The following is a 13,385-nucleotide window of genomic DNA, read 5'->3' on the forward strand; positions in this document are numbered from 1 at the left end:
GGCTGTTAACCGATAGGTTGAAGGTTCGAATCCTTTTCGCGGAGCCAATTTTATATGAATAATCAAAGACTGTAGAACATACAGTCTTTTTTTACATTTAAAATAAATACTTAGTTTTATAATTTAAAAATAATGCGACGTAAAGGTGCAGTGGAAGTTTGGATTTTAACTTTCATTCCGTGATATATGATAAGGGTGTCCTCACTGCTAAATGTTTTAATTATTCTAAAGCTTGAAGATTTGAAAAACCTAAGAACTTTGTCAAACTCGGTTCCCTCAGACAGGACTAAAGTTCTAAGGCTTTTCAAATCTTCAAGCTAAGAATAATACTAAAACAATTTAGCTTATGTGAGGACACCCTTATCATATATCACTGCATAAAAGTTAAAATCCAAACTAGTAACTTCAAGTATACGCACATAATTAAATTGTTATAAGTAATTTTAGTAAGCCAAATTATATTTATAATCATAACTTACAACGCCTAAATATTAAGGCATAGCCTGCTGAAATATCTTAAAAGAGACTTATTATTTAGATTGTTAAAAAACATAACATAAAAAATATACAAGTATTTAAAATATAGTTAATAATCAACTAACTTGCTATTTTTGTAGGCTGCGCCATAGGATATTATTAAAATAGCTGAACTATACATAAACTAGTTACTAAGTATTATAAAAGCACGTAATGCACTAAGAAGTAACTTTCAACTGTATGCAGACTGATATATGCTGTGAAGGAAGATGCGAACGAATTTTAGAAGTTCTTTGCTTGAGATATTGAAAAATGGCGTAATTTTTGCCAGGAAGGCAAAAGCTCCGAAAGCGACAGGACGTCGCATTTGAGGAGGTAGCCATTTTTCAATATCTCAAGCATTAGAAATTCTTAATGAAGTGAGTTTTCCTTCACAGCATATATCAGCCGGAATACAGTTGAAAGTTACTTCGCTTACATATGCTTACGTCGTAATATGCTTATTTTGTAAAGATATATTACTTTCTAGCAACGGATTTAAAGTTGTTTAATTTTATTGCTTAGCTATTTTTTTACCATCACTTAGTAGAACTATACTTCCATCTATATCAGTTCTATAAATTTGCACTTTTCTATTTTTGAGTTGTGTTAATATTTCATGATGAGGATGTCCATATTTATTATTTTTACCACAGCTTATTATGGCTATTTTAGGATTAACCTTATCCAAAAATTCATTAGAAGATGAAGAGGAACTTCCATGATGTCCCACTTTTAGTACATCAGCAGATAGATCAAAGTTTTTGGATAACATTTCTGTTTCACTAATTTTTTCAGCATCACCAGTAAATAGAAATTTTGATTCACCATAAGTTATTTTAACGACTATTGAATAATTATTAGTATCTTTATATTTATCATTGTTTGGAGCTAACATCTGACAAGTTACATTTTTACCTAAGTTTAAATTCATGCCAGCTTTACCTGCATTTATTTTAAGATTTTTACTTTTTAACGCAGTTACCATATTTTCAAAGGTTCTAGTATTTGTCAATTTTTTTGGAGCATAGAATTCACCTATATCGTATTTTTTTATTACAGAACTCATACCGCCTATGTGATCTTCATCAGGGTGTGTTGCAATAACATAATCTAGCTTTTTTATGTTCTGCTTGCTCAAGTAGTTCATGAGTTTATCTATACTTTCATTTGGACCTGCGTCTATAAGAAGATTCTTACCATTAACTTGAATTAATTCGCTGTCTCCTTGTCCTATATCAATATAGTTTACTTTTATAATATTTTCATTGCTTTTAATAGGATTATTTGATACATTTTTTGTATCACTACATGCTGAAAAAGTAAATATTACTACAAATAATGAAACAATAACCTTAAAAAATTTTTTTTGAAATTGCATTTTTTTACCTCCTAAATAGTAGTTTAAATGTTAATACAAACATAAGTTTAGCATTTTTTATTAATAAGTGAAAGTAAATTTTAAATGTATACAATAAATGTAAATTTCTTGTTAGTTTTTCATTACTAGACCAGGTTTTAATGATATAATGACATGGGGATTTATTTTATAAATAAATATTTATTATATGAAAAGGAGAGAAATTAAAATAATGAAAACTATTTTATTTTATTTAGATTTTTTTATTTATATGTTTATGGCAGTTTTTAAAAAAAATAAAGTAGAAGCATTAAGAAAAAAAGAAAAATTCCAAGAGGCTGAAAGTAAGGTAAATGAATACGTCAAGAAATGGGCTTCACATGTATTAAGTAAGGTTGGTGCAAAGATAAATGTAATAGGAAAAGAAAATATTAAGAAAGAAACTTGTGTTTATGTAGTAAATCATCAAGGTTTTTTGGACATACCTGTGTTAATTTCAGCTTTAGACAATTCAGTTGGGTTTATAGCTAAAAAAGAAATATTGAAATTTAAAATGATGAGTTATTGGATGAAGGAAATTCATTGTATATTCATGGACAGAAATAATATAAGAGAATCTATGAAGGCCATAAATGAAGGTATTGATAATTTAAAAAATGGTTACAGTATGGTTATTTTTCCTGAAGGAACAAGAAGCAAAGGACCTAAAGTTGGAGAATTTAAAAAAGGAAGTATGAAGCTAGCTTTAAAAGCTAAAGTTCCCATAATACCTATAGCAATAAGTGGAACGTATAAGCTTCGTGAAGGAAACAAGATGAGTGCTATAAAGTCTGGGAATGTAACAGTTACTGTATGTGAGCCTATATATACAGAGCATTTGTCTAAGGAAGAGCAGACCAATCTTGCCGATCAAATAAAATCTATAATAGAGAATAATATAAAGTAAAACTTTATTTATTAATTCACATAAATGAAGTATTAAGAACTTAGTTTTATATTACTATAAACTAAGTTTTTTTTATGTTAATTTTCATTAAATCAAGTGATTCTTAGACTTAAGTGGAGCTATTAGTAATGTTAGTGATTTGATAAAAGAATATGGTATCTTCGATAATAGTCCAATCGTATACATAAAAAGTCCTATTTAAGTACTAAAACGGTTAAAATGAAGAAAAAGCTAATTAAAATTACAAAAATACGAAAAATTTTATTTGATAATTTAAAATATAAATGATACAATATAAGCATAAATATACTTGTAATATAGAGTATATAAGAAACTTATTAATAAATATTCATTTAAATTGTATAAAAATTAATTTACCAAGAAGTGGGATAAAATCTGCATTTGCAATTGAACATAAAAACCCATTCAAAAATCATTAAAAAACCAACAATCCAATATTTTAATAAGTAATTAGGAGGGCAAAATGAAAAGTTTAAGAAAGTCTTCATATGAACATTGTTTACAAAATGTAGGTACACCAAATCTTTATAAGGATATATTTCCTTATTCAGATATTCCAAAAGTAAATTTTAATCAAATTCAAGTTCCAATGGATTTGCCAGAAAACATATGGATTACAGATACTACATTTAGAGATGGACAACAATCTATGCCTCCATATGCTGCTGAGCAAATTATAAGAATTTTTGATTATCTTCATAAATTAGATAATAATTCAGGAATAATTCGTCAAACAGAATTCTTTTTATATACAGAAAAGGATAGAAAGGCTGCACAAGTTTGTATGGAACGAGGATACAAATTCCCTGAAGTTACATCATGGATAAGGGCAAATAAGGAAGATTTTAAACTAGTTAAAGAAATGGGCATTAAAGAAACAGGAATGCTTATGTCTTGTTCAGATTATCATATATTTAAAAAATTAAATAAAACAAGACAACAAGCTATGGATATGTATTTGTCTATTGTGGAGGAAGCTCTAAATAATGGTATACATCCAAGATGTCATTTAGAAGATATAACTAGAGCGGATTTTTACGGATTTGTTGTACCTTTTGTAAATAAGCTTATGGAACTTTCAAAACAATCTAATATACCTATAAAGGTAAGAGCTTGTGATACTTTGGGATTAGGTGTTCCTTATAGTGGTGCATCACTTCCAAGAAGTGTACAAGGATTGATTCATGGACTTAGAACTAATTGTAATGTTCCTTCTGAAATGATAGAATGGCATGGTCATAATGATTTTTATGCAGTAGTAAGTAATTCTTCTACAGCATGGTTGTATGGAGCATCTTCAATAAATACTTCTCTTTTAGGAATTGGAGAAAGAACTGGAAATTGTCCATTAGAAGCTATGATATTTGAATATGCACAGTTAAAAGGTACTACTGGAAATATGAATTTGCATGTCATAACTGAGTTGGCTGAATACTTTAAAAAAGAAATGAACTATAATATACCAGAAAGAACTCCTTTTGTAGGTAGTCAATTTAATGTAACAAGAGCTGGCATACATGCAGATGGTATATTAAAGGATGAGGAAATATACAATATATTTGATACAGATAAAATATTAGATAGACCTGTGGTAGTTGCTGTTAATCAGTATTCTGGTTTAGCAGGAATTGCAGCTTGGATTAACACTTACTATAGACTTAAAGATGGTGAAAAAATAGATAAAAGGGACCCAAGGATTGGAGAAATAAGAGACTGGGTTGAAGAACAGTACGAAGATGGTAGAACTACAATTATTGGTAATAACGAGTTAGAACTTATGGTAGAAAAGTATATGCCAGAAATTTTGAAAAAAGGTGAAACAAGAGCAAGCTAGATGAAAATATAAAGTAGAATTTAGCTATAGACATATAAATAATTAATTGTTAAAATTAAAAAATATAATTGGGGGCAGAATATTTTTGTCCCCAATTGACGATGAATAAATATTTGGAGGCGATTTTTTATGGGACATAAAATTACTCTTATTCCTGGTGATGGAATAGGACCTGAGGTTACTTCAGCAGCAAAAAAAATTATAGATGCAAGTGGTGTTAATATAGAGTGGGATGTAGTAGAAGCTGGAGCAACAGTAATTGAAGAATATGGAACACCATTACCAGATTATGTTTTAGATAGTATAAAGAAAAATAAGGTAGCATTAAAAGGACCTGTTACAACACCTGTAGGAAAAGGGTTTAGAAGTGTAAATGTTACTTTAAGACAAAACTTAAACCTCTATTCTAATGTGAGACCTATAAAGAGTTATGAAGGTGTAGAGTCCAGATTTAGCTATGTAGATTTAGTGATTTTTAGAGAAAACACAGAGGATTTATATGCTGGTATAGAACATATGGTAAGTGAAGATATAGCAGAAAGTATAAAAATTATATCTAAAAAAGCTAGTGATAGAATAGTAAGAGCTGCTTTTGATTATGCAAGAAAAAATAATAGAAAAAAGGTTACAGCAGTACATAAAGCAAATATAATGAAAATGTCCGATGGTCTTTTTTTGAAATGTGCAAGAAATATAGCAGAAGAATATAAAGATATAGAGTTTGAAGATGTAATAGTAGATGCTATGAGCATGAAGCTTGTGTTAACTCCAGAAAAATATGATGTACTTGTAATGCCTAATTTGTATGGTGATATACTTTCAGATATGGCATCAGGTTTAGTTGGTGGACTTGGATTAGTTCCAGGTGCAAATATAGGAGATGATGCTGCTGTATTTGAGCCTGCACATGGTTCAGCACCAGATATAGCAGGAAAGAATATGTCAAACCCTGTAGCGGCAGTATTATCAGGTATTATGATGCTTAATCATATAGGAGAGTTTGAAGCTGCTCTTAAAATAGAAAAAGCTATAGAAGATGTATTAAAGGAAGGAAAAAATGTCACTGCAGATTTAGGTGGAAATGCAAATACTGTAGAATTTACAGAAGCTATAATTAATGCAATGAAAAAATAGTGATCTAAAAATGTATTTGTAAGAATTTTAATTTATAAGCTATGAAGCTGGAAATTCAATTCCTAACTTCATAGCTTTTTTCATGTAATTAATTTTTTAAATGTTTTAAGGTATATATGCTTATTTAATATGTAGGAATTTTTTTATATATTCTGTACGGTTCGAATTTTTAAGTTCTTGTAACTTATAGTTTAAATCATTTTCAGTTTCTTCTTTAATAATAGCTACAACCTCATCTTTTGGATTTAATTCATTTTTGAAAATATAACAGTTCTTAAAGTTTCCTGTTAAAGAACACATAGTATTTATTTTATCAGTAGTTTTTATTCTTATAAGCCAATTAGATTTATAATTATAAAGTGTTTGTATGCTGGCATTTTCATCATTAAATTGAATAGATTTTTTATTTCTATTTTGAATTATATCAGCTATATCGCCAAAAACTGCACTGGCAGTGGGAAACATTCCTGCTCCTTTGCCTGAAAAAACAACATCTCCTACAGCGTCACCTTTTATAACAATAGCATTTAATTCATTTTCAATTTTGCTGAGTTCTGAATTTTTATCTACAATAACAGGTTGTACAGAAGCAAATATTCCATCTTCTTCTTGTCTACTTATAGCTAAAAGTTTTATGTTATAACCATTAGCTTTAGCATATTTGAAATCATCAGCATCTATATTAGTAATACCTTCTATGTGTATATCTTTCCAGTCAATTTTTTTATCATAGGCAATAGTGGATAGTATGGATAGCTTTCTTGCTGCATCATAACCTAAAACATCAGAATCAGGATTAGCTTCAGCAAAGCCCAAATCTTGAGCAATCTTTAAAGCATCCTCATAACTCATGTTTTCACTATACATTTTTGAAAGTATAAAATTTGTAGTACCATTTAATATTGCTTTAATACTTACAATTTCATTGCCTGTAAGACATTCCATAAGAGGTTTTAAAATAGGTATACCCCCGCCTACACTGGCTTCAAAGTTTAATGTAACACCATTTTCATGTGCTATATCTAAAAGTTCCTTTCCATGTTCTGCCATTAAATCTTTATTGGCTGTTACCACGTGTTTTTTTGAAGCTAAAGCTTTTTTTACATATTTATAAGCAGGATTAATACCACCCATAACTTCAACGATTATATCTACAGGGCTTTGTAAAATGTTTTCAAAGTTATCAGTTAGAATTTTAGAATTCTTTTTTTGTTTATGTTTTTCAATATTCCTAACTAATATATTTGAAAGTTTAAGTTCCTCACCTGTAATCTTTTTAAATCTTTCCTTATTTTTATTTATTAATTCAGCTGTACCTGTTCCAACTACTCCATAACCTAATATTGCAATAGATGCCATATTAAAAAGCCCCCTTTTATATATACGAAATTTTTAAGCTTTTGCAAGAGCTTGATCTAAGTCATATATGAGATCATCAACACCTTCGATACCAATTGAAAGTCTTATCATATCAGGAGTAACTCCGGCAGCTTTTTGTTCTTCTTCATTAAGTTCTGCATGAGTTGTACTTGAAGGATGAATTACAAGTGACTTGGCATCAGCTACGTTTGCAAGTAATGAGAATAATTCAACACTATTTATAAATCTTTTTCCTGCTTCTAAACCACCTTTAATTCCAAATGTGAATATTGAACCAGCACCTTTTGGTAAGTATTTTTTAGCTAATTCATTATATGGATTACCTTCTAGCTCAGGATAGTTTACCCAAGAAACCTTTGGATGCTTACTTAAGAATTCAACAATTTTTTTTGTGTTTGATACATGTCTTTCTACTCTCAAGGATAGTGATTCTAAGCCTTGAAGGAATAAAAATGCACTTTGAGGACTGAGAGTTGCTCCAGTATTTCTCAAAAGTTGAACTCTAGCTTTTAAAGCAAATGCTGGTGCACCTAAATCTGCGTATACTAATCCATTATAGCTTTTATCTGGTGTTGTAAAATCAGGGAACTTTCCACTAGCTCTCCAATTAAAGTTACCACCATCAACTATGACTCCACCAATTGTAGTTCCGTGTCCTCCAATAAACTTAGTTGCAGAGTGAACAACTACATCTGCTCCGAATTCTATTGGTCTAACAAGATATGGAGTACCAAAAGTATTATCTATGATTAATGGTATTTTATTTTCATGTGCAATATTTGCTACAGCTTCTATATCTAGCACGTTGATTCTTGGATTTCCTATAGTTTCGCCGTAAAGTGCCTTTGTTTTATCTGTAATAGCTTTCCTGAAGTTTTCAGGATCATCTGGATTTACAAACACAACTTTTATCCCAAGCTTTTTCAAGGTTACTCCAAACAATTCATATGTTCCACCATATAGTGTACTTGCTGCAACTATTTCGTCACCTGCACTTGCAACATTGAGGATAGCATATGTAATAGCTGCCAGGCCTGATGCTGTTGCGAGTCCTGCAACTCCACCTTCCAATTCTGCTATTCTCTTTTCAAATACATCTGTAGTTGGATTCATTATTCTTGTATAAACATTTCCAGGTTCTTTTAATTGAAATAGATTAGCAGCATGATCAGCATTTTTAAATACGTAAGATGAAGTTTGGTAAATTGGAACAGCTCTTGATCCTGTTGTTGGATCTGGTTCCTGTCCTGCATGTACTTGTAATGTTTCAAATGATAATTTTCTTTCACTCATTTTAGATTCCTCCTAAATATTATTAAACCTTTAATACATGGACGAAACTTCTAATTTGATAATTGTCTAGGAAATTTTTTAAATAAAAAATCTTCTTGTAGAAAAGCTACAAGAAGATTATTCCCCTAGCTTCTCATCTTTCAGGATTTAACCTGCTGGAATTAGCACCTTTGAACAAAAATGTTATTCAGGTTGCTGGGCGTCATAGGGCCAGTCCCTCAGCCTCTCTAGATAAGAAGTTCCGTATTTGATTGAATAAATGATAACAGATATTAGTTTTAATTGTCAATACCAAAAAAATTAAAAAAATAAAATTTATATTTTAAAAATTTGCGATATGCACTGAAATAACTTGATATTAAATATAAAAAAATTTTTAATTTATTGAAAATTTTTTTTATTCATTTCTTTATAATAGAAAAACTATTGACAATGTAAATAAACAGATATACTATTAGTAATAAGTATAATTGAATGTAAAATCTTATCTAGAGTGGTGGAGGGACTGGCCCTGTGAAACCCGACAACCGGCATTAATTAAATGTATCGGTGTCAATTCCTGCAGAATAAGTTTTTATTCTGATAGATAAGAAAAGAAGTTTAAAATTAGCAATTTTAAAGCTGCTTTTCTATGAAAAGCGGCTTTTCAAATTTATATGAATAACTAATCAAGTAGAAAGCAAGTGTTTATTTAATATCAGAACAAACGAAAGGGGAATGTAATTTTGAAAATAGATGATTTAGTTTTGGAAAAGTTTAAAGATAGATTTATAATATTTGATGGTGCTATGGGAACCATGCTTCAAAAATCAGGACTTAAAGTAGGTGATTTGCCTGAAACTTTAAATATAACAAATCCTGATATTATAAGAAATATTCATAAACAATATATTGATTCAGGTGCTGATATAATAATTGCAAATACTTTTGGAGCGAATGAATTAAAGTACAGTTCTTCTAAGTATTCTATAGAAGAAGTAATTACTGCAGGAGTAAAAATTGCAAAGGAAGCAGCCCAAGATAAGCTTGTTGCTCTTGATGTAAGTTCTATTGGACAAATGATGGAACCTACAGGACCTTTAAGTTTTGAGGCAGCATATAATTTATTTAAAAAGCAGGTTGTTATTGGTGAAAAAGCAGGTGCAGATTTAATTTTAATAGAAACTATGTCTGATTTATATGAGACTAAGGCTGCAGTTCTTGCTGCAAAGGAAAATAGTGACTTGCCAGTATTTTGTACTATGACTTTTCAGGATAATGGAAGAACACTAATGGGAACTGATCCTAAAACAATGGTATTCGTGTTAGAAGGTTTAGGAGTAGATGTTCTTGGAGTAAATTGTTCACTAGGCCCTAAAGAGCTTATGCCTATAGTAGAAGAAATACTAAAGTATGCATCAATACCTGTTATGGTTCAACCTAATGCTGGGCTTCCAAGATATGATGGAAAAAATACAGTATATGATATAACAGCAGATGAATTTGTGAAATACGTAAAAATTATGGTTGAAAAAGGGGTAAGAGTTTTAGGTGGTTGTTGTGGTACTAATCCAGAGTTCATAAAGAAACTATGTGAAGGCTTAAAAGATAGTAAGCCATTAAAAATAGAAGAAAAGAATTTTAGTGTAGTATGTTCTTCTACAGAAACTGTATTTTTAGGTGAAAAAGTTACAATAATAGGTGAGAGAATTAATCCTACAGGAAAATCAAAATATAAGGAAGAATTAAAAGAAAAAAGTGTTAATTATATTCAAACTCAAGCTGTAAAGCAAAAGGAAGAAGGAGCTCATATAATAGAACTAAATGTGGGACTTCCAGAAATTGATGAAAAAGAAATTATGATTAAGGCTGTAAAATCAGTACAAAAGGTAGTACAGCTTCCAATAACTATTGATAGTCCCAATGAAGAAGTACTAGAGGCTGGAGCTAGAATTTATAATGGAAAACCTATTATAAATTCTGTAAATGGAAAAACAGAAATAATGAAAAAAGTTTTTCCTGTGGTTAAAAAGTATGGAGGATGTGTAATTGGTTTAACTATAGATGAAAGTGGTATTCCAGATACAGCAGAAGGTAGATTTAAAATAGCAGAAAAAATAGTAAATACTGCAAAGGAGTATGGTATACATAAGAAAAATATAATAATAGACTGTCTTGCTTTAACAGCTTCAGCACAGCAAAAAGAAGTATTGGAAACAATAAAAGCTATAAAATTAGTTAAGGAAAAGTTAGAAGTTAAAACTGTACTAGGAGTAAGTAATGTATCTTTTGGGCTTCCAAGAAGAGAAATATTAAACAGAACGTTTTTGTCTATGGCACTTTATGCAGGATTAGATTTACCAATAATGAATATTGGAGACGAAGGAATGAAAGAAGTTATTTCTTCTTTTGAAGTTCTATCCAATATTGATAGAGAAGGTAAAAACTATGTAGAAAAGTATGGAACAAAGTTAGTAGACAAAAAAGAAGAAGCAGTAACAAATATTGAAAATATAAGTTCAATAAAAGATTTGAAACAAATTATTGTAGATGGAATAGAAAAAGATGCTATTACCAGTACAGAAGTTTTATTAAAAACAAAAGAACCTTTAGAAGTTGTTAATTCTTATATTATTCCAGCATTAGATTATGTAGGAGAACAGTATGAAGAAAAAGAAATATTTTTACCACAGCTTATACAATCAGCTGAAACTGTAAAAAAATCTTTTGAAGTTATAAAAAAGAAAATTGTTGAACAAGGTGAAGAAAGTATATCTAAAGGAAAAATTATTTTAGCAACTGTAAAAGGTGACATACATGATATAGGCAAAAATATTGTAAAAGTTCTTTTGGAGAACTATGGATTTGAAGTAATAGATTTAGGAAAAGATGTGGCTATTGAAAAAGTAGTTAATACAGCAAAGGAACATAATGTTAAGCTTGTAGGGTTGAGTGCACTCATGACTACTACAGTTGTTAATATGAAAAAGACTATAGAAGCTTTAAGAGAAAATAATTTACAATGTAAGGTTTTTGTGGGCGGAGCTGTTCTTAATGAACAATATGCAGAAATGATAGGAGCAGATTTTTATGCTAAAGATGCTAGAGAATCTGTAAGGATTGCAGAAGAAATTTTTCGTAATTAAATTCATTCTATAGAATATTTTTTATATATAGTATAAAATATATAAATAATGATGAATCTAATATAAAAGGAGGAAAGCGTGCGATATGAGTGACATAAATAGTGCAGCAGTGAAGGGCAATAAATATGTACCAGAAATAAAAGGTACCCTTAGAAGTCACATGATAAATATTCCTGAAGTAATAAGAAAGGCTAGTGGGATAAAGGTATTTGGTAAGAGGTTGAAATCATTTTTATTTACTACAGATATTGCTGTTATAAAAAATACTAATGCGGATGCTATAATGGCAGTATATCCTTTTACACCTCAACCAGTAATAACAAAGGTATTAGTTGCAGCTTCAGATGTACCAGTATTTTGTGGTGTTGGCGGCGGTCTTACTATGGGTAAAAGAGTAGTTAACCTTGCACTAGATGCAGAATTTAAAGGGGCTATGGGAGTAGTAGTGAATAGTCCAACATCAAATGATGTTATCAAAGCAATGAGGGATACGGTAGACATACCTATTATAGTTACAGTAGTTTCAGAATATGATGATATTCAAAAAAGAATAGAAGCAGGAACTACTATAATTAATGTGGCAGCAGGCAAGAAAAGTGCTGAAATCGTTAGAAAGATAAGAGAAAAATATGCTGAATTACCCATAATAGCTACTGGTGGAAGGAATGAAGAGAGTATAAACGAAACTATTAAGGCTGGTGCTAATGCTATTTCATATACTCCACCGACTACTTCAGAATTGTTTGCAGTAACAATGGAAAAATATAGAAATATGGCGATTGAACTTGATAAAAAACAAGATTAGTTATGATAAATGAGCTATCGAGAAGTGTATTAATTTTGTGTAAAAAAAGAAAGTCATGTATATAGAAAAATAAATTTTTCTATATACATGACTTTCTTTTTTTAAGTGTTTGGAAAAAATATAAAAAAATTTTAAAAAATCTATTGCAAAATAATAATTATTATTATATAATAATAAATGTAGAGAAGATAAAAATAAAAATTTTAATAAAATAAAAATTATTTTGAATTGGAGGAATATGTAATGAAAAAATTTGTTTGTTCAGTATGTGGATATGTTTATGAGGGAGAGGAAGCACCAGATGTATGTCCTCAATGTAAAGCTAAAAAAGATAAATTTGTTGAAAAAGTAGAAGGAGAAATGTCTTGGGCAGATGAACACAAAGTTGGCGTTGCTAAAGATGTAGATCCTGAAGTTATAGAAGGTCTTAGAGCTAATTTTACAGGAGAGTGTACTGAAGTTGGAATGTACTTAGCAATGAGCCGTCAAGCTGATAGAGAAGGCTTCCCAGAAATAGCTGAAGCTTATAAAAGAATAGCTTTTGAAGAAGCAGAACATGCATCAAAATTTGCAGAATTACTAGGTGAAGTTGTAACTTCTAGCACAAAGAAGAACTTAGAGATGAGAGTAGAAGCAGAACATGGTGCATGTCAAGGTAAAAAGGATTTAGCTACTTTAGCTAAAAAGTTAAACTATGATGCAATTCATGATACAGTTCATGAAATGTGTAAAGATGAAGCTAGACATGGATGTGCATTTAAAGGTCTATTAAATAGATATTTTAAATAAGAGCATAAATTAATGCATATAAATTAAAATTGGATTAAAAATATCTGTATCTAAGATTGGATACAGGTATTTTTTTTACTGATATTTATAAAATTATTATAAATAAATAAAATTTTATGCAGAATATACAGAAAATAAATAGTTAAAATATTCACTATATTGGCATATAAATAACCTTAAAA

General features: G+C 29.7%; 9 protein-coding genes and 2 riboswitches. Of the genes, 6 read left to right on the forward strand and 3 right to left on the reverse strand.

What is annotated here, in order from left to right:
• Positions 1–1,030: 1,030 nt before the first annotated feature.
• Positions 1,031–1,897: a ComEC/Rec2 family competence protein gene (locus tag EG57_RS0217740; RefSeq protein ID WP_032078485.1), complete on the reverse strand. Its 867-nt coding sequence runs from the start codon at positions 1,895–1,897 to the stop codon at positions 1,031–1,033.
• Positions 1,898–2,108: 211 nt separating this feature from the next.
• Here EG57_RS0217740 and EG57_RS0217745 point away from each other — a divergent pair, with 211 nt between their 5' ends.
• The 3 genes from EG57_RS0217745 (at position 2,109) to EG57_RS0217755 (ending at position 5,811) form a co-directional block, all read left to right on the forward strand.
• Entirely contained in the window at positions 2,109–2,822 is a 714-nt protein-coding gene (locus EG57_RS0217745) for a lysophospholipid acyltransferase family protein (RefSeq protein ID WP_108849431.1), read from the forward strand.
• A gap of 484 nt (positions 2,823–3,306) precedes the next feature.
• A complete protein-coding gene (locus EG57_RS0217750; protein WP_032078486.1) occupies positions 3,307–4,677 on the forward strand; it encodes a beta/alpha barrel domain-containing protein in 1,371 nt (456 codons plus the stop codon).
• A gap of 129 nt (positions 4,678–4,806) precedes the next feature.
• Positions 4,807–5,811: an isocitrate/isopropylmalate dehydrogenase family protein gene (locus EG57_RS0217755; RefSeq protein ID WP_032078487.1), complete on the forward strand. Its 1,005-nt coding sequence runs from the start codon at positions 4,807–4,809 to the stop codon at positions 5,809–5,811.
• Between the two features lie 120 nt (positions 5,812–5,931).
• Here EG57_RS0217755 and EG57_RS0217760 read toward each other — a convergent pair whose 3' ends face one another.
• Together EG57_RS0217760 and EG57_RS0217765 are read right to left on the reverse strand one after the other, a co-directional pair.
• Positions 5,932–7,170: a homoserine dehydrogenase gene (locus EG57_RS0217760; protein WP_032078488.1), complete on the reverse strand. Its 1,239-nt coding sequence runs from the start codon at positions 7,168–7,170 to the stop codon at positions 5,932–5,934.
• Between the two features lie 33 nt (positions 7,171–7,203).
• Positions 7,204–8,484 carry an O-acetylhomoserine aminocarboxypropyltransferase/cysteine synthase family protein gene (locus EG57_RS0217765; RefSeq protein ID WP_032078489.1) on the reverse strand — a complete coding sequence of 427 codons (1,281 nt, stop codon included), beginning with the start codon at positions 8,482–8,484 and terminating at the stop codon, positions 7,204–7,206.
• A gap of 130 nt (positions 8,485–8,614) precedes the next feature.
• Positions 8,615–8,722, reverse strand: a riboswitch (SAM riboswitch).
• 243 nt (positions 8,723–8,965) lie between these two features.
• Positions 8,966–9,077, forward strand: a riboswitch (SAM riboswitch).
• A 195-nt stretch (positions 9,078–9,272) separates the two neighbouring features.
• Between EG57_RS0217765 and EG57_RS0217770 the strand changes: the two genes are divergently transcribed.
• From EG57_RS0217770 to EG57_RS0217780, 3 genes are all read left to right on the forward strand, one after another.
• Positions 9,273–11,609, forward strand: a complete 2,337-nt coding sequence (locus tag EG57_RS0217770; RefSeq protein WP_414629352.1) for a homocysteine S-methyltransferase family protein — start codon at positions 9,273–9,275, stop codon at positions 11,607–11,609.
• 85 nt (positions 11,610–11,694) lie between these two features.
• A complete protein-coding gene (locus tag EG57_RS0217775; RefSeq protein WP_032078491.1) occupies positions 11,695–12,414 on the forward strand; it encodes a beta/alpha barrel domain-containing protein in 720 nt (239 codons plus the stop codon).
• Between the two features lie 243 nt (positions 12,415–12,657).
• Positions 12,658–13,203: an NADH peroxidase gene (locus tag EG57_RS0217780; protein WP_032078492.1), complete on the forward strand. Its 546-nt coding sequence runs from the start codon at positions 12,658–12,660 to the stop codon at positions 13,201–13,203.
• Positions 13,204–13,385 lie beyond the last annotated feature (182 nt).

Source organism: Clostridium drakei (assembly GCF_000633595.2).
Classification (GTDB): domain Bacteria; phylum Bacillota; class Clostridia; order Clostridiales; family Clostridiaceae; genus Clostridium_AM; species Clostridium_AM drakei.

Coding starts and splice junctions, on each gene's coding strand:
- EG57_RS0217740 (WP_032078485.1), bottom strand. CDS start 1,897: ATGCAATTTCAAAAAAAATTTTTTAAGGTTATTGTTTCATTATTTGTA.
- EG57_RS0217745 (WP_108849431.1), top strand. CDS start 2,109: ATGAAAACTATTTTATTTTATTTAGATTTTTTTATTTATATGTTTATG.
- EG57_RS0217750 (WP_032078486.1), top strand. CDS start 3,307: ATGAAAAGTTTAAGAAAGTCTTCATATGAACATTGTTTACAAAATGTA.
- EG57_RS0217755 (WP_032078487.1), top strand. CDS start 4,807: ATGGGACATAAAATTACTCTTATTCCTGGTGATGGAATAGGACCTGAG.
- EG57_RS0217760 (WP_032078488.1), bottom strand. CDS start 7,170: ATGGCATCTATTGCAATATTAGGTTATGGAGTAGTTGGAACAGGTACA.
- EG57_RS0217765 (WP_032078489.1), bottom strand. CDS start 8,484: ATGAGTGAAAGAAAATTATCATTTGAAACATTACAAGTACATGCAGGA.
- EG57_RS0217770 (WP_414629352.1), top strand. CDS start 9,273: ATGGGAACCATGCTTCAAAAATCAGGACTTAAAGTAGGTGATTTGCCT.
- EG57_RS0217775 (WP_032078491.1), top strand. CDS start 11,695: ATGAGTGACATAAATAGTGCAGCAGTGAAGGGCAATAAATATGTACCA.
- EG57_RS0217780 (WP_032078492.1), top strand. CDS start 12,658: ATGAAAAAATTTGTTTGTTCAGTATGTGGATATGTTTATGAGGGAGAG.